Source organism: Thalassotalea fonticola (genome assembly GCF_032911225.1).
Taxonomy (GTDB): Bacteria; Pseudomonadota; Gammaproteobacteria; order Enterobacterales; family Alteromonadaceae; genus Thalassotalea_A; species Thalassotalea_A fonticola.
The window spans coordinates 335,327-353,044 of the sequence record NZ_CP136600.1; the positions used below are offsets into that span (position 1 = coordinate 335,327).

Below are 17,718 nucleotides of genomic sequence, written 5' to 3' on the forward strand. Positions count from 1 at the left end.
CTATTTTTGTTTCTGGAGTCAAAATGGCTAGAGAATATGCTCGTACTGATCGAGTTGGACAACAAATCCAAAAAGAAATTGCTGTTATTTTACAACGTGAAATAAAAGATCCACGTTTAGGAATGCTAACAGTATCAGCGGTTGAAGTTACCCGCGACCTTGCTTACGCCAAGGTATTTGTAACTTTTTTTAATGATGACCAGTCAAAGGTAAAAGAATCATTAGCGATCTTAAATGATGCTGCTGGTTTTATTCGTTCATTATTAGCAAAAACGTTACGTGCTCGTATTATGCCAAACCTAAGATTTGAATATGATAAATCTTTAGTTGAAGGTGTGCGTATGACTACTATTGTTGATCAAGTTATCGCTGAAGATGAACGTAAAGCACAAACAACTGATGAACAAGATGAAGCATCAACTGATAAGCAGGAAGACTAAGTAATGGGCAAGCGCAGAAAAGGCCGTCAAATAGACGGTGTTTTGTTACTTGATAAGCCTTATGAAATGTCTTCAAATTCAGCGCTGCAAGCCGCAAAACGTATTTATTTTGCCAATAAAGCAGGACATACTGGTGCACTAGATCCATTGGCTACGGGGATGCTGCCAATCTGTTTTGGAGAAGGTACCAAGTTTTCTCAATTTCTATTAGATATTGATAAAACCTATATCGTTACTGCTAAACTAGGTATTCGTACAACCACTAGTGATGCTGATGGTGAAATTGTTGCAGAAAAACCGGTAAACATTACTGAAACTGAATTATTACCTGCGTTAGAGTCGTTTCGTGGCGAGACGAAACAAGTACCATCAATGTACTCGGCGTTAAAACATAAGGGCCAGCCTTTATATAAATATGCTCGCGAAGGCATTACCATTGAACGTGAAGCACGTGATATCACTGTTTTCAGGTTAGATTTACTGCGCTTTGAAGGCGATGAAGTCGATTTAGAAATTCACGTATCAAAAGGTACATACATTCGTACTATTATTGATGATTTAGGCGAACTGTTAGGCTGCGGTGCTCATGTAAGTATGTTACGCCGTACTGCCGTTGGAAACTATCCGGTTGATAAAATGGTCACTATGGAGCAATTAGAAACGCTCCTTAATGATGCTAAAGAGCAGAACATTAGTCCATCTGAAGTACTCGATAAGCTATTGTTACCAATGGATACTGCCGTTTACATACTAGACTCAGTAACTATTGACGCTGAATCAGCGCGTTATTTACGCTTTGGTAATCCTGTTATGATAACTAATGCCCCTGCAACCGATACTTTATTAAAAGTATATGTTGGTGAAGAGCAAGAGTTTATCGGTGTTGGTATTATCAATGACGATGGTATGTTAGCGCCGAAACGAATCGTAGTTGATCATCAAAAAACTGATTCATAAGCGTATTCATGACATGCCATAAAGTACTTGCAATGTACTGGTTTGCTGTTAGAATACGCGCTCTTTTGTCGCCCAGCTGAATTAGTGTTTGGCTTGGCGGGATTTTAAACTTAAACACTAAGGATACATTATGTCTTTAAATGCTACTGAAAAAGCTGCAATCGTTGCAGAATACGCACAATCTGAAGGTGACACTGGTTCTCCAGAAGTTCAAGTTGCTTTGTTAACAACACAAATCAACCATTTACAAGGTCACTTCAAAGAGCACATCCATGATCACCACTCTCGTCGTGGTTTATTACGCATGGTTTCTCAACGTCGTAAGTTACTTGATTACTTAAAAGGCAAAAACGTAACTCGTTACACGTCTTTAATCGGTAAATTAGGTTTACGTCGCTAAGACTGAATCAATTTAAAAAAAAGAGCCTTATGGCTCTTTTTTTTGCTTTATTTTTATTACATAGCCACCCACTGTAATTAGAAATATTCCAAATTTAACCTAGTATTAATATATTACTCAAGGAAGAGAAATATGAAATGCCAAAACCCAGAAAGCAACAAATCAGCTTAATCGATACTCCTTACTACCACTGTACATCACGTTGTGTAAGACGTGCATATTTATGTGGTAAAGACTCTAAAACAAATAAATCATATGAACACCGACGAGGCTGGGTAGAAAAAAGACTTATCTTCCTATCGCAAGCTTACGCCATTGATATTTGTGCCTACGCCATAATGAGCAATCACACTCATATAGTCATTAAAATAAATCCTGAAAAAGCAAAATCTTGGACTGATCTTGAAGTATTAAATCGCTGGCATAAATTGCATTTTGGTACTCAATTAACCAAAAAATACTGTAAAGGAGAGGATATGAGTATTCATTTATCTGAAACCTTTAATGAGACAGTGAAATGTTATCGAAAAAGGCTAGTTAATGTTAGCTGGTTTATGAGGGATTTAAATGAATATATTGCTCGACGAGCAAATTCAGAGGATGAATGCACAGGTCGATTTTGGGAAGGCCGATTTGGTAGTCAACCATTATTAGATGAAGCGGCTTTACTATCATGTATGGCCTATGTTGATCTAAATCCTGTGCGAGCGAAAATTGCTAATTTACCTGAAGACTCTGAATTTACCAGTGCTCACAAGCGGATACAAGCAACAATCAAAGGTAATCAGCCTAATTATCTACTGCCATTTACCGGTCATGTTAAGGCTCACAAAGCTGCTGGCATTTCATTTCAACTGAAAGATTACTTACAACTCATTGATGAAACGGGCAAAACAATGCGAGATGACAAACGCGGATACATAGATGAAAACAATAACAAAATATTATCTAGATTAAGTATTCGTGAAGATAATTGGCTAGACCTTACTAGAGAGTTTGAAACAATCTTTAAAGGAGCCGTCGGCGCTCACAATTCGTTAGAACGATATTATTACCGCCAGCAATATAAACGAAGGCCAAATTTAAACCAAAGTGAAAAATTAAGCGCATAAATAACAATTAATAATCTCTATTTATTGGATCTGTGTGTGTAAAATTCGAGATACAGGCACCTTTCTCATGAGATTAGATATCCAAGTCGTTTATTTAAAGTTTTACGGAATTTTATTGGCAGTCAAAGAGTGTAAAAAGGGTAAACATTAATATTAAAAATTACAGTGGGTGGCTATGTTTGTGTAAGTGGTATTTAACTACATGTAACCACTAGTATTCACGCGGTAAGTGCGTATAATTAGTCGCGAAATTATATATGAAATAAAATAGGGCATGGGTCCTATCAAAAAAAGGAAAAAACAGTGACTCCAATTACTAAAACATTTGAGTACGGACAGCACACAGTAACACTAGAGACAGGTGTTATCGCTCGTCAAGCAACAGCAGCCGTAATGGCAAGCATGGATGATACATGCGTATTAGTATCTGTAGTAGGCAAAAAAGAAGCCAAAGAAGGCCAAGACTTTTTTCCATTAACAGTTAACTACCAAGAAAAAACTTACGCCGCAGGTAAAATACCTGGTGGCTTCTTCAAGCGTGAAGGTCGTCCTTCAGAAGAAGAAACATTAACTGCACGTCTAATTGACCGTCCAATCCGCCCTTTATTCCCTGATGCCTTCACTAACGAAGTTCAGGTTATCATCACGGTTGTATCTGCAAACCCTGAAATTGCCCCAGACATTATCTCATTGTTAGGTACATCTGCAGCACTTGCTATCTCTGGTATGCCATTTAGTGGTCCAGTTGGCGCTGCTCGTGTTGGTTACCTTAACGATGCTTACGTTTTAAACCCATTACAATCTGAACTTGAAGAAAGCAAGCTAGACTTAGTTGTAGCTGGTACAGATGCCGCTGTATTAATGGTTGAATCAGAAGCTGACGTTCTAAGTGAAGAAGTTATGCTTGGCGCTGTAGTATATGGTCATGAGCAATCTCAACTTGCAATCAATGCAATTAAAGAATTTGCAGCAGAAGTAAACACTCCTTCATGGAACTGGGAAGCTCCAGCTAAAAATGAAGCGTTAGCTGCTAAAATCGCTGAAATTTCAGCAACTGATGTTAACGATGCTTATCAAATTACTGACAAAGCTGAGCGTTACGAAAAAGTTGCTCAAATCAGAAATGCCGTTGTTGAAAAGCTATCTGCTGAAGATGCAGAATTGAATGTTCAAGAAGCAAAAGATTTGTTCCACGACTTAGAGAAAAAAGTTGTACGTGAGCGTATTACTTCGGGTGCTCCTCGTATTGATGGTCGTGATCCTGAAATGATCCGTGCATTAGACGTTATGACTGGTGTTCTTCCTCGTACTCACGGCTCTGCTGTGTTTACTCGTGGTGAAACACAAGCATTAGTTACGGCTACTTTAGGTACGCAACGTGACGCTCAACGTATTGAAACCATTTTAGGTGAAAAAACTGACACCTTTATGTTGCATTACAACTTCCCTCCATACAGTGTTGGTGAAACCGGTTTTGTTGGTTCGCCAAAACGTCGTGAAATTGGTCACGGTCGTCTTGCTAAACGCGGTATGTTAGCAGTTATGCCAACAATTGAAGAATTCCCGTATTCAATACGTGTTGTTTCTGAAATTACTGAATCAAACGGTTCATCGTCAATGGCTTCAGTTTGTGGTACTTCGTTAGCACTTATGGATGCAGGTGTACCAATTAAAGATTCTGTTGCTGGTATCGCTATGGGTCTAGTTAAAGAAGGTGACAGCCACGTTGTTCTTTCTGACATCTTAGGTGACGAAGATCACTTAGGTGACATGGACTTTAAAGTAGCAGGTACTAAAGATGGTATCACTGCTTTACAAATGGATATCAAAATCGAAGGTATCACTAAAGATATTATGCAAACTGCCCTTGTTCAAGCAAAAGGCGCACGTATACATATCTTAGGTACCATGGATGAAGCAATTAACTCTGCTCGTGAAGATATTTCTCAATTTGCTCCTCGTATCCATACGATGAAAGTAAGTCAAGACAAGATTCGTGACATCATTGGTAAAGGCGGCGCAACTATTCGTCAACTTACTGAAGAAACTGGCACTACAATTGAAATCGAAGATGACGGTACTGTTAAAATTGCCGCTACATCAGGAGAGCAAGCTGAAGATGCAATCAACCGCATTAAAGCGTTAACGGCTGAAATTGAAGTTGGTACTATCTACACTGGTAAAGTTGTACGTATTGTTGACTTTGGTGCGTTCGTTAACGTATTACCTGGTAAAGACGGTTTAGTTCACATCTCACAAATTGCTGAAGAGCGTGTGAACAACGTGACTGATTTCTTATCAGAAGGCCAAGAAGTTACTGTTAAAGTACTTGAAGTTGACCGTCAAGGTCGTGTGCGTTTAAGTATGAAAGAAGCTGTTGAAAAACCAGCCGAAACATCGACAGAAGCACCTGCTGCCGAGTAATACCAATTTAGTTAAAACTTTAAAGTTTTAATTAACTTGAAATTAAGGAGCCGCAAGGCTCCTTTTTTATATAGTTATGTATATAATTAATAAACAAAGCTATTTTTATACCGTAATGGTGCATTAGGAACGTCTGTGAATTTAAAGTTTTCCCTTATAACTGTTTTACTTATTACAATTTTGTCTGGTTGTACAACCACTTCAAATACACAATCGTCAAGTGTTGCTAAAGTGGTCATTGCTGAACCATTACCTATTAACCAACAAAGTGAAGTGGCTATTGCACGTCTTACAGAAATTTTAAATCGAGTTGAAGTGTCACAAGAGCAAAAAGCTAAATTGTTTTATGACCGAGGGGTAATTTATGACAGTGTTGGTCTTAGAGGTCTAGCAAGTTATGATTTTCAACGAGCCTTGAGATTGCAACCAGACTTAGTTGATGCCTATAACTTTATTGGTATTCACCACACTCAACGACAAGAGTTTTTACAAGCTTATGAAGCATTCGATTCTGCTATAGAGCTTGATGAGCAGCATGAATATGCTTATTTAAATCGTGGTATTGCGCTTTATTATGGCGGTCGTCCACAACTCGCGTTAGAAGATATGCGCCGTTTTCAATTGGAACAACAAAATGATCCGTATAGGATCTCTTGGTTGTATATTATTGAGAATGAAATAGACCCTGTTATCGCAAAAAATAATTTAAGGGTTAACTTAAGCAGTATTGAGCATAATAGCTGGGCTAATAATATTTTACGTTTGTTTTTAGGTGATATTAGCGAGCAAGATTTTGTTGCTACATTAACGGTAGGCGTTAAAAACCATAAAGAATTAGTTGACCGACTATGTGAAGGTTACTTTTATTTAGGTAAGTACAAACTGTTAAATAAATCAGTAAATACGTCCTCAGATTATTTTAAATTAGCACTTAGCACCAATGTGTATGAATTCATCGAGCATAGGTATGCGAAACTTGAGTTAGACCTTATTAAAGCTAACGTTGCGCCTATCGCCAACTAAACGGCGATAACCTTGTTACGTGTTATTCAAATATTTATATTGAGCTTGTGGTTAACCACAAGCTCTTTTTCTTTGAATGACTATCTATCTGAGCGCTTAACATCTGCTAACTACAACCAAAGCCAGTTTCAGATGGCGTTGAAAATTAACAACGTAGCAGCAAAATATATCGTCTACAAAGAAAGTATTGCTGGCAGTCTACAATGGCTTAACTCAGCTAAATTCTTAGCCAGGAAAGATAAAGAAATTGCTTGGCAGTTAGCATTATTTTATCAACAAAAAAGTTTAGTGAGAGAGCATTTATATTGGGCCAACCATGCTTTTAAATTAGGAGCAACTTCGGCAATAATAGAAAGAGCTAAGCAGCTCGCGCTTACAAAGCAGCATTATCAACAAGCAAAAAACTTATTACACCCCATAGAAAGTGAAGAAAGCCGTATTTTACAAGTAACACTTGCGGTTAAGTTTGCTGATTTCCATCACCTGCAATCCCTACTGCCGAAATTAATGTCAACAAAAGAGCAAGTTCTGTTAAAAGAACTGTTTAGCTATCAAGTGTTACCTTCTATATTTGATCAAAGCCTGTTTTCTAGTACACCAGTTATCACATCAAATTGTAAAAATAGCATACAATTTTTTGCCACAAATTTACCTGATTTAACTAGGCTTACTGGTTTATTTAGCAAGATACAAAGTAGCAAGTTCTTCAAGCAACAGTTCTGTTTTAAAACACCAAAATATATCGGGCCGGATAAACTTCAATGTGGTCACCACCGAAGTGAAAGAATAAATTGTGATGTTGAGCTGATAGTTGGAACCGGGCTAAATGAGGATATTAAGTATATTGGTGTGCTAGGACCCAAAGGGGTTGCTAATGTTAATAATGGAGTTGTTTATATTGACCAGTTAGATTCACAATTAGTACTTGAACATGAGTTATTGCATTTAATAGGTTTTATTGATGAATACCCGCTTAATAAGTTAAACACTGCATGTGAGCAACAAGGCGCATTAGCCAAAAATGTTATTAACATTAAAAAATCAATTTATTCATCTGAGCGAGATGCAAGGGCTAAGGTTATGCCGTTATTGCCATGGAAAGATTTAATCAAAGCAGGCACTCCCATTAGCTATGAAACGCCGCAAGGGTTTCGCTTGGGAACACCTGAAAACTTCTCTAATGACGTTGGCTTGTTTGTTGCCAATACATGTAAAAATTATCAAGTAGCTAGCGAAGTGAATGAAACATTTAAACCGGTAAACAAGGTTACGCAATTACAGTATTTTGAAGAGCATTTGCCACTGGATTATGAAAGCATAACAAAGCAAGTTGGTGATCAGTTTGATATGCCATCTTATCATTATAATATCGGAAAAAAATACCAACATCAGGGTGATTTCGAACAAGCAAACTTCTGGTTTGAAAAAGCGAGTGGAGTTGAGACTACAGCTAAAGAAAATATATTTTCTTTAATCAAACCTCAGTAAATATAAAAATCAATCAATGTCTTTGATAAAGTCTTCAGGGTTAAGGTTCGTTTCTACACTTTTATTAATATTAATTAAAGAATCAGGTATTTGTCTAACTTTAGCGACAGGCCACATAGATTTGCCTTTTATGTTTAAACGTTTTTTGTTTTTACGGTTACTTAAACGTAAAGTTGTTTCAGTTCCATTGCTATTATGACTAAACCAGGAAAATAACATCATTGTGTTTCCTTATTTTTTTAATCACTGATCAAATCCGATCAGGGTAGTTATACTCGCGCAATTTAAATTAACGCTATCAGAGCTCTTTGAATGACAAAGGGTATATACAGTTATAGTAAAAATTTTAAATTTTGCGAAAATTAAATGTAACAAAACCTAGCGTTTATCTGCATCTAGATAGTATTTGTAGGTTATAATTATGCTAATTGTGTTTCTGTAGCCTTAAAAAATAAATTAATGAAAACATTTTCTGTAACCGAATTTCGTAAACAATTTCCAATATTACAAACAGTTAGTGATAGCGATAATATTATATACTTTGATAATGCGGCAACTTCTCAAAAGCCTCTCGTTGTTGTTAATGCTTCTCAACATTTTTATTTAAAAAATAATGCCAATGTCCACAGAGCCTCCCATTTTTTAAGTGCTAAGGCGACAAAGTCTTTTGAGGTTGTAAGAGCAAAAGCACTAAAACTTATCAATGCGAATTTTGAAAATGAGATAATTTGGACAAAAGGCACTACCGATGCAATCAACTTGGTAGCACAGTCATATGGGTTAAATTTTATTAAATCGACTGATGAAATTGTTATTTCCGCAGGTGAGCATCACGCTAATATCGTCCCTTGGCAACATGTTGCCCAGCAAACTGGCGCCACGCTAGTTATCCTGCCTGTAGATGATAACGGTGTTATTGATTTAAACGCAGCACAAAAGCTAATCACCAACAAATGTAAGTTCTTAGCGGTAAATCATATCTCTAATGTAATTGGTAAAATTAACCCGGTTAAAGAACTCATTGCATTGGCAAAACAATATAAGGCAACCACCTTAATTGATGGCGCACAGGCGATTGCCCATTTGCACGTTGATGTGCAAGAACTTGATTGTGATTTCTATGTGTTTTCAGCGCACAAAATGTACGGCCCAACAGGTGTCGGTGTACTTTACGGTAAGCAAGCAATACTGCAAAGCATGCCTCCTTATCAGTTTGGCGGTGAAATGATCAAAAAGGTAAGCTTCAATGGTACTAGTTACAATGAGTTGCCGCATAAATTTGAAGCGGGCACTCCTAATATTGTCGGAGTCATTGGTCTAGGCGCATGCCTTGATATTTTTTCCGATGAACAATTTACGTCGATGACTCATTATGAACAGCAACTTAATCATTACCTATACCAGCAATTAAATAATATAGAACAAGTACAGTTTTTATATCAAGGCTGCCCTGATATACCGGTATTCTCGTTTGTTTTATCAGGCTTTCACCATCAAGACGTAGCGACATTCCTTGATAGTAAAGGTATTGCTGTAAGAGCAGGGCATCACTGTGCTATGCCATTACTGGAAAGTTTAGGTCTTAATGGCTCAATCAGAGTGTCGCTTGCAGCATATAACACCTTCAATGAAGTTGATGTATTTATTAAGCAGTTGCAAGCTTTATGCCTTGGTGAGTTATCTGAAAAAGAGCAAAGCAGCTTAAGTGTAGCAAGTGACATTGACCTTGAGTTTACTTCTCAGGAGAAAATACTCTCGTTATTTGGCAAAGCGACATCTTGGGATTTAAAACACCGTCAGATAATGCTACTGGCGAAACAATTACCGCGTATGAAAAAAGGTTGCCGTCAGCAGCAATATTTAATTAATGGCTGTGAAAGCGATGCTTGGATTAACGCCAATTTAAACTCAGCCACCTCTCAACTTTCTTTTCAAGCAGACAGTAATGCTAAAGTTATTCGCGGCTTAATGGTGATAATTTTAAGTGTTTATCAGTACAAAACTCCAGCACAAATACTAGATTTTGATATTGAAGAATACTTCCAAGTATTAGGACTACTGCAGCATTTAAGTCCATCCAGAGGCAATGGTATTAAAGCTATTGTTGAACGAATAAGAGCAATAGCAAATAATCACCTTTAGCGAATAGCAAACCACAAAACTACATCATATTACTGAGTGTAAATTTGCATTTCACCTTTGATTTGTTTGCGCATTTCCATTAGCTTTATTGCCGTTTCATGTTGTTTTTTATCGGCTTCAGTCACTGGCTCCCACTGTGGAATGGTAACTGGGTGGCCAGACTCATCGACGGCAACCATGATCACAATGCAGTGCGTAGTTAAGCGACGATTTAATGATTTAGGATCACAAGCATTAACTTCTAGCGCAATATGCATAGACGAATTACCGGTGTAAATCACTTTTGCATCAACTTCTACCAAATTACCAACATGAATTGGGGCGACAAATTGAATACCACCAGCGTAAGCGGTAACACAATAGCAACTACTCCAACCGGCTGAACAGGCATAAGCAGCTAAATCGATCCATTTCATTACGGCACCACCATGCACTTTACCACCAAAGTTTACATCTTGAGGTTCGGCTAAAAAACGTAGGGTTAAATCTCTTTGTGGCTTGATCATGTTATCTCTTTAGTTATATGACTATATTGTTAGTAGCTTCGTTTATCATACTGATAAGTTATCATTTTATCAGAATTATTTAATACCAATATGCTATTTATTATACTAGTTATGTTAATTATGATGCATTAACTTCAGTTAAGTGAATCATAATTAGCTGCTCACCACTTACCATAAAAGACCCACATTGTGGCTTGCTAATTTTTAGTAAGTTCCCGGCTGGAACAACGATAGCTTCTTTGTCTGCGGTTGTCAGTTCAGCATTATTTATTAAAGGATAAATAAAACAAATATCACAAGGTTGTAATGCTATGGTTTGCCGTACATTACAGGTGTTAACATTTGCACTAAACTTACAAGGGTTATGCATCAGGTTAAAATCAGTGATCGTACCGTTGATTAACTTGCCATAAGTGGTATTGCCCCCGTCAAAAGTGGCAACGCTGAGCAATTGTTGTAACCGGTCTTCTGAATGTTTATTAAGCAAACTATCTGTATGCTTTAATTCAATGCCATTGCCGTCAATTAAAATTAAATTTCGGGCCAGACCACAAAAATTTGAAAACACGCCATCTTCACTAACCGTAGCTATGCTTAAACGCCAGTCAAAACTGTCAATTGTGCCATTTTCACTAATTGCCAGCTCGATGGTTTTGCCTTTGCCATTTTTCCATACTGATGTGGTAAATTGTTCAGGGGATATTATTTCAAGCAATTTATATACTCTTATGTTGTAGTACAGGGTTCTGTTTTATGGCAAAATTATAGCGAAAAATATTGGCGCCGTCGCAGTCTTTATACATTACTGAAGGTACTGTTAAGGACAACAGATAAAAAGGTTTTGGATGACAATCTCCGCACAACAGTTACTGCAATCTCATTTTGGCTTTTCTCACTTCCGTGATGGTCAACAACAAGTCGTTGACACTATAATGAATGGCGAAAGCGCTGCCGCTATTTTCCCAACAGGGTCTGGTAAATCATTATGCTATCAATTACCTGCATTAGTTTTGCCACATTTAACCTTAGTTATTTCACCCCTATTAGCACTTATGCAAGACCAATTAGAGTTTTTAGCAAGTAAAGGTATCAGCGCTGCTAGTATCGACTCTATGCAGACTAAAGAACAATCTCAGCAAGTGCTGGCTGGAGTTAAAGCGGGTCATATTCAAATATTGATGATCTCAGTGGAACGCTTGAATAATGAACGTTTTCGCCAGTTTTTAGCACAGGTTCCTATTTCATTACTGGTGGTGGATGAAGCGCATTGTATCTCGGAATGGGGACATAATTTTCGCCCGGATTATTTGAAACTGCCAAAATATAAAGCACAGTTTAATATCAGGCAAACCTTGTTGCTTACCGCAACGGCAACTGAAAAAGTGGTTGTTGATATGGGCGAAAAATTTGCGATAGGGCAAAATAATATTGTCCTGACCGGGTTTTATCGACCTAATTTAAATTTACACGTACAGGGTCTTGCACAAGCTGACAAAGATCTGTTTTTAGCACAATGGCTAAATGATAAAACGCAATTATCTGGCATTGTTTATGTTACCTTGCAACAAACCACTGAACAGGTGGCAAGAAGCTTATCTGCACAAGGAATTTCAGCCTCCGCTTATCACGCTGGCATGGATAGCGAACAACGGCAAAGTATCCAGAAAAATTTTATGAACGGTAACATTAGACTTATTGTTGCTACCATTGCCTTTGGTATGGGCATAGATAAAAATGATATTCGTTTTGTTGTTCATTATGATTTGCCCAAATCGATAGAAAATTATGCACAAGAAATTGGCCGAGCAGGGCGCGATGGCAATTCTTCTGAATGCTTAGTCTTGGCCAATTATGACAATTTAAATATTTTAGAAAACTTTGTTTACGCAGATACCCCTGAAGAAAACGCGATAAGCTATGTGATTAATGAAATTATCGAACAAGCAAAATTAAATAACTTTCAATGGGAAGTCGTACTTAACAGTTTATCGTCGCAATCTAATATTCGTCTACTTAGCTTAAAAACATTATTGGTTTACTTGGAGCTCGCCGGGTTGATAAAACCTGCCTATAGCTATTTTGCCGAATATAAGTTCAAACTTAAATGTAGCGAAAATGAATTAATAAATAAATTTGATGGCGAAAGGCAAACCTTTATCAAAGCAATATTAGAATCTTCTGATAAAGCTAAAATTTGGTATACCTTAAATTTTGACCGTATGGCAGTGCAATACCCAAGTGAGCGTAGCCGAGTTATCACTGCTATTGAGTACTTTGATGAGAAAGGTCTAATAGAATTACAAAGTAAGCAAATGACCGAAGTCTATCAAGTTAACTCTAATCCAATGGATTTGACCTTATTGAATACCGACATGTATTCTCGCTTTGAGCAAAAAGAGCGCAGCGAAATAAAACGAATTGAGCATTTATTAGCGTTTTTTGCCTCTAGTGCTTGTTTAAGCCAGCAACTTGCTCATTATTTTTCAGACCCTCGTTTACAACAACCTTGTGGGCATTGCTCTGTTTGTTTAGGTAATGTCACAACAATGCCTGCAACGCCAGCACTAAAACCATTAGATGAGTTTAAATTTGAGCAGTACACCAATGAAATTAATAAAAAGCTAGGCAAGCAAACATCAATAACATTAATTAGTCGCTTTTTATGTGGGCTAACTACCCCTATTTTTACTAAACTTCGGGTGAGGAAACTTACTGGTTTTGCCATATTTGAACATTATCGTTTTAATGATGTTCGGCTTTGGGTAGAAAAAAATATCTCTACAAATTAGTGTGGTAGCTATTCTCTGCTATTCTTTAATAGCGCTTAGTTATTATCGTTTTAGGAAAAAATATGAGAATTATATTAATAGCACTGACCATTTTAAGTTTTAATACATTTGCTGATGAATCTTTGTCAAAATCCCAAATTAAAGAAGTAGAGGCTTTATTAATTGAGGCAACCAGTAAATTAATTTATTTAGACCGAGATTGTGATAAACCGATTGATGGTGAAAAAGTAAAAGAAATGGCAAAATTAAAAGCCTTCAGTGAGGGGTACCATACTATTGAAGGCATTAGTTGGGAAACCATTAAAGTAGAAGCCCATCGTCAATATGGCGTATTAAAAACTAAAGCTCCAGTAGGGGAGTTATGTGACAAGTATAAGGCTGACATTAAAGGTAATTACAAATTTTTAAAAGATATTGATGGTTAAATAGAATTTTATAAAACAATTGTTGACTAAAGGGGCTGTTAAGCTCCTTTTTAATGTATAATTATCTTTTTATGCACATAGTAAATATACCTTACCCATTTGGAATACCACATTGAGCCAATCTAAATTCTCTACCTTAAACTTAAAGCCTGAATTATTGACTAATCTTGAATCATTAGGTTATGAAACAATGACCCCTATTCAAGAACAAAGCTTACCCGATATCATTATGGGCAAAGACGTGATTGGCCAAGGTAAAACTGGCTCAGGTAAGACCGCCGCATTTGGTCTTGGCTTATTACAAAAGCTTGATGTTAAGCGTTTTCGAATTCAATCATTAGTCCTGTGCCCAACCCGAGAGTTGGCTGACCAAGTTGCAAAAGAGTTACGTAGGCTTGCTCGCTCAATTCATAATATTAAAATATTAACCTTGTGTGGCGGTACCCCATTTGGTCCGCAAATTGGCTCACTTGAACATGGTGCTCATATAATTGTTGGTACACCAGGGCGTGTTGAAGAGCACGTAATTAAAGGTACGTTAAACTTAGAAAACTTGAATTTATTAATTCTTGATGAAGCTGACCGTATGCTTGATATGGGTTTTCAACCCGCTTTAGATAATATTGTTCGCAGTTCACCAAAACACCGACAAACATTATTGTTTAGTGCGACTTTCCCAAATAAAATCAAGCAAATTTCAGAGCGCATCATGACTTTACCTACAATGGTTAAAGTTGAGTCGACTCATGATGAGAGTAGTATTTCTCAGCACTTTTATCATGTACTAGACAATGATGAACGTTTGCAAGCACTACAACTACTATTGTTGGAGCATAAACCAGAATCGTGTGTGGTATTTTGTAACACAAAGAAAGATGCTCAAATAGTCGCTGATGAATTAGTCTCATTTGGCTTTAGTACATTAGCACTGCATGGTGATCTAGAGCAGCGTGACAGAGATGAGACCTTAGTTAGATTTTCGAACAAAAGCGCGAACATTCTTGTTGCTACCGATGTTGCCGCCCGAGGTTTAGATATTGATAACTTAGATATGGTGGTTAACTTTCATATCGCTTTAGATACAGAAGTGCATGTTCATCGTATAGGCCGTACAGGGCGAGCAGGCAGTAAAGGCATGGCTTGTTCTCTATTTAGTGATAAAGAAAGCTATAAAGTTGCGCTTTTAGAAGACTATCTCGATCAGAAAATAACCGGCGAAAAGTTACCGCACAGCAATGTGCTTAACGCTTTACCGGTACGTCCAGATATGATCACCATTCAAATTAGTGGCGGCAAGCGTGATAAAGTGCGCCCTGGAGATATACTCGGTGCATTAACTGGCGATAAAGGCATTAAAGGTGACCAGGTAGGGAAAATTAATGTCGCACAAAACTTTGCCTATGTGGCGATTAAACGAAATGCTCATAAAGTCGCATTGAAAAAGTTGGAAACCGGTAAAATTAAAGGCCGTAATTTTAGAATTAGAGTCATCCGCTAAATCTATAAAGTACAATATCTAATTGAGTAACAGGTAATATACTGCCTGTTACTCAATATATTATTCGCCTCTGCTTTTTGCTTCCAGTGCTCTGCGCTTATCTCGGGCTAAAGGTGTTATCTCAGCAAGTAAATTTTTCTCCCAACCTAAACCGAAATATACTTCCGCCATAAGAAAGAATGGTCCAATTAAAAATTGGCTTAAATCATCAACAAAAGCAGGCTTAGCTTTTTCATAGTAATGGCCAATAAATTGAATTATCCAGCCAATTACAAAAATCGCTATAGCGATCCATAGTGCACCCTCAATAGGTGCAATCACACTGGCCACGTACACGTTTGGAATGATATAAACAACCATCCCCAACGCTAAGCGCCAGTGTAAAATAAAATAATAAATGATGACGAAGCTATAAAAAATCATCGCGGCAGTAACGTGCAAAGGGCTGTCAATTTCGCCAAATTGAAAGTTAATAAAGCTTAAAAAAATCGTCAGCGACAAGATGATCAGTGGAATACCAACAAAGTGAGTTTTTATATTCTTTTTATTGAAATGTACGCTTTTATATTGAGATAACTGTTCTACTACGTTTTTCATTATCTAGCCTTATGTCTTTTATTTTAGATTTAGTTATTAACATTCCAAGACATGATGGCAATTTATTCTGCTTCTGTAAAGTGATCAGACCACCTGATTTAATACAATCAAAAATTGATTCTCAATTTATATAAGGACTAAAATGAATAACTCACTTGCGCAATTACCGCTTCTACACGTTCAAATAATTCTACATCTTGTAGGACACCAATTTCTTCAAATCCAGGGTTAGTAGGTGTTTGTTGAAAGAACTCTAGTCTAAATGAAAATTCTTTACCATCTTTAAGGGGGACCCCATATTTTATACCTAACGTTAAGCCATCCATTTCACCTACTCTATAATCGGCACTGGCAAATTCCGGAGTAGATTCATTATCTAATAAAAAAGTGCGATAAAAATCAGCCGCCTCTTGCATGTAATAGCGTACATGTGGTTCTAAATAACCATCATAAAAAGGAATGTAATAACGAACATCAAATGTATGTGACTTTATTTCCCAGTCATCCCACATGTAACGATAAGAGAAATCTAAAACTGTGCGGTCAAAGTGATATTTTGTTTGCCAATATACACTTTCTTTAGTGCGAGAGTCTGGACGTTGTTCATAGAGCTGCCGCTGGCTTTCGCCATTGCTATTTACCACACTAATCACTTTAAACGGGTCAGTCATATAACCATCAACTTGTGAATAGGAATAATTAAATTGCATGATCATTCGGCGATTAATTACTTGGGATAAACCGAGTAATAAATCTAATGTATCTTTCGTATCATCAGCACCTAATGTAGGCTTGTTAGAAGCTCTATTATTGTCTTCTTCCTCATCCTCAAAATCATCATCGGTATGTTCAATTGCGCCTTGTTGCCAGTCAACCTCAGTGAAAGGTACAGGTATACCTCCTTCCGGTTCAATAGTGTCATTAGAGTAAGCAACACCTAAAGATACCGTGGTGTTTTTTTGATTAAAATACCTTGAAAGGCTGGCGTTAGCACCAAGGGATAAGTAATCATACTCCTTTGATGCATGCAGACCTGCACTGCTTAAATAGCTTCGTCCTAAAGGCTGACTCCATTGGGCATTAACTTGTAGCCGTGTATCTTTGAATGTGTCGTCAAGAGGTGTTTCACCGCTTTTTACAACATAACTGCCATCACCTGATGGTCTGGTAAAGGTTTGCACTTCAGGTTGCGCGATTGCGCCGTTTGGTGACGCACCGGTTAGTGAATCAATAGTGACTTTTAAATTTAAAAAATGTTCGTCTGAAAACTCTTTCGTACCGGCGATAATTCCTTCAACGGCCGTAACCCGATCAGTTTCACCGTAATACATCAACGCAGTATCAATTTTCCAATTGTTATCTTCTTCAGCTTGTGCGCCATTGCCAAAAAGTGAACATGTGGCTGTGCTTAATAGTAATTTTAAATTACTATTTTTATCTAATTGCATCCACAGCCCCCACCAGCAAAGCTACGGCCGCCACTAGATGCTTCTTTTGAAAAATAAATATGATCATCAAGTGCAGCATCAATAGGTGAAGAGGTTATGGCCATTTGACGTTTTGCTAGTAAATCCCTTTCCCAAGGTTGTACACCTAGGCTTGAACATCCTGATGCCAAAGTAATGCTGATGGCGATTATTGATAATTTAAAGGTTCTATTCATCGTTATAAAGTCCATATTATTATAGATAGTCTACTTTGTATTTCTCATTGAAGTATTGGCTGTAATTAATAAACCTTACCGACTAAATACTTGTATGCATGCATATAAGTAACTTTACCCCCTTTTTGTTGATATTGCTTGTATATAAGATGTAAATAAATAGTAAGATTAAAATTGTTGATTTAGATCAGAAAACCCGCAAAACTATTAGGTATGTTAATAAAAGGCAAGGTCTACACTTGCCTAAGGTGTTG

At 37.2% G+C, this 17,718-nt stretch carries 17 protein-coding genes; 11 read left to right on the plus strand and 6 right to left on the minus strand.

What is annotated here, in order from left to right; translation table 11 throughout:
• The first annotated feature begins 23 nt into the window (after nucleotides 1-23).
• From rbfA to RI844_RS01445, 7 genes are all read left to right on the plus strand, one after another.
• Complete coding sequence (gene rbfA, locus RI844_RS01415) at nucleotides 24-440, plus strand: 30S ribosome-binding factor RbfA (RefSeq protein ID WP_348396698.1); 417 nt, start codon at nucleotides 24-26, stop codon at nucleotides 438-440.
• Nucleotides 441-443: 3 nt separating this feature from the next.
• Nucleotides 444-1,397: a tRNA pseudouridine(55) synthase TruB gene (gene truB / locus RI844_RS01420; RefSeq protein ID WP_348396699.1), complete on the plus strand. Its 954-nt coding sequence runs from the start codon at nucleotides 444-446 to the stop codon at nucleotides 1,395-1,397.
• 130 nt (nucleotides 1,398-1,527) lie between these two features.
• A complete protein-coding gene (gene rpsO, locus RI844_RS01425; RefSeq protein WP_348396700.1) occupies nucleotides 1,528-1,797 on the plus strand; it encodes a 30S ribosomal protein S15 in 270 nt (89 codons plus the stop codon).
• A gap of 137 nt (nucleotides 1,798-1,934) precedes the next feature.
• On the plus strand, nucleotides 1,935-2,909 hold the full coding sequence (locus RI844_RS01430) for a transposase (protein ID WP_348396701.1): 975 nt from the start codon (nucleotides 1,935-1,937) through the stop codon (nucleotides 2,907-2,909).
• Between the two features lie 303 nt (nucleotides 2,910-3,212).
• Nucleotides 3,213-5,333: a polyribonucleotide nucleotidyltransferase gene (gene pnp / locus RI844_RS01435; protein WP_348396702.1), complete on the plus strand. Its 2,121-nt coding sequence runs from the start codon at nucleotides 3,213-3,215 to the stop codon at nucleotides 5,331-5,333.
• A 135-nt stretch (nucleotides 5,334-5,468) separates the two neighbouring features.
• Nucleotides 5,469-6,356: a lipoprotein NlpI gene (gene nlpI / locus RI844_RS01440; RefSeq protein WP_348396703.1), complete on the plus strand. Its 888-nt coding sequence runs from the start codon at nucleotides 5,469-5,471 to the stop codon at nucleotides 6,354-6,356.
• Nucleotides 6,357-6,368: 12 nt separating this feature from the next.
• Nucleotides 6,369-7,844, plus strand: coding sequence for a hypothetical protein (locus RI844_RS01445; RefSeq protein WP_348396704.1), 1,476 nt, complete (start codon nucleotides 6,369-6,371; stop codon nucleotides 7,842-7,844).
• Between the two features lie 9 nt (nucleotides 7,845-7,853).
• Here RI844_RS01445 and RI844_RS01450 read toward each other — a convergent pair whose 3' ends face one another.
• Nucleotides 7,854-8,066: a hypothetical protein gene (locus tag RI844_RS01450; protein WP_348396705.1), complete on the minus strand. Its 213-nt coding sequence runs from the start codon at nucleotides 8,064-8,066 to the stop codon at nucleotides 7,854-7,856.
• Nucleotides 8,067-8,303: 237 nt separating this feature from the next.
• Here RI844_RS01450 and RI844_RS01455 point away from each other — a divergent pair, with 237 nt between their 5' ends.
• Nucleotides 8,304-9,986 (plus strand): SufS family cysteine desulfurase, encoded by a 1,683-nt coding sequence (locus tag RI844_RS01455; RefSeq protein WP_348396706.1) that lies wholly within the window; start codon nucleotides 8,304-8,306, stop codon nucleotides 9,984-9,986.
• Between the two features lie 29 nt (nucleotides 9,987-10,015).
• Here RI844_RS01455 and RI844_RS01460 read toward each other — a convergent pair whose 3' ends face one another.
• Together RI844_RS01460 and RI844_RS01465 are read right to left on the minus strand one after the other, a co-directional pair.
• A complete protein-coding gene (locus RI844_RS01460; protein WP_348396707.1) occupies nucleotides 10,016-10,492 on the minus strand; it encodes an acyl-CoA thioesterase in 477 nt (158 codons plus the stop codon).
• 118 nt (nucleotides 10,493-10,610) lie between these two features.
• A complete protein-coding gene (locus tag RI844_RS01465) occupies nucleotides 10,611-11,207 on the minus strand; it encodes a HutD/Ves family protein (RefSeq protein WP_348396708.1) in 597 nt (198 codons plus the stop codon).
• A 130-nt stretch (nucleotides 11,208-11,337) separates the two neighbouring features.
• Here RI844_RS01465 and RI844_RS01470 point away from each other — a divergent pair, with 130 nt between their 5' ends.
• The 3 genes from RI844_RS01470 to dbpA all read left to right on the plus strand — a co-directional run bounded on the left by RI844_RS01470 (nucleotide 11,338) and on the right by dbpA (nucleotide 15,204).
• Entirely contained in the window at nucleotides 11,338-13,281 is a 1,944-nt protein-coding gene (locus tag RI844_RS01470) for a RecQ family ATP-dependent DNA helicase (RefSeq protein ID WP_348396709.1), read from the plus strand.
• A 62-nt stretch (nucleotides 13,282-13,343) separates the two neighbouring features.
• A complete protein-coding gene (locus RI844_RS01475; protein WP_348396710.1) occupies nucleotides 13,344-13,706 on the plus strand; it encodes a hypothetical protein in 363 nt (120 codons plus the stop codon).
• Between the two features lie 112 nt (nucleotides 13,707-13,818).
• On the plus strand, nucleotides 13,819-15,204 hold the full coding sequence (dbpA, locus tag RI844_RS01480) for an ATP-dependent RNA helicase DbpA (RefSeq protein WP_348396711.1): 1,386 nt from the start codon (nucleotides 13,819-13,821) through the stop codon (nucleotides 15,202-15,204).
• A gap of 60 nt (nucleotides 15,205-15,264) precedes the next feature.
• On the opposite strand, the gene RI844_RS01485 is transcribed toward dbpA, so the two are convergent.
• The 3 genes from RI844_RS01485 to RI844_RS01495 form a co-directional block, all read right to left on the minus strand.
• Nucleotides 15,265-15,801, minus strand: a complete 537-nt coding sequence (locus tag RI844_RS01485; protein WP_348396712.1) for an Mpo1 family 2-hydroxy fatty acid dioxygenase — start codon at nucleotides 15,799-15,801, stop codon at nucleotides 15,265-15,267.
• 137 nt (nucleotides 15,802-15,938) lie between these two features.
• Nucleotides 15,939-17,249, minus strand: coding sequence for a DUF3570 domain-containing protein (locus RI844_RS01490; RefSeq protein ID WP_348396713.1), 1,311 nt, complete (start codon nucleotides 17,247-17,249; stop codon nucleotides 15,939-15,941).
• Nucleotides 17,240-17,464 carry a DUF4266 domain-containing protein gene (locus RI844_RS01495; RefSeq protein ID WP_348396714.1) on the minus strand — a complete coding sequence of 75 codons (225 nt, stop codon included), beginning with the start codon at nucleotides 17,462-17,464 and terminating at the stop codon, nucleotides 17,240-17,242. Before RI844_RS01495 ends, RI844_RS01490 begins: the two co-directional genes overlap by 10 nt.
• Between the last annotated feature and the right edge of the window lie 254 nt (nucleotides 17,465-17,718).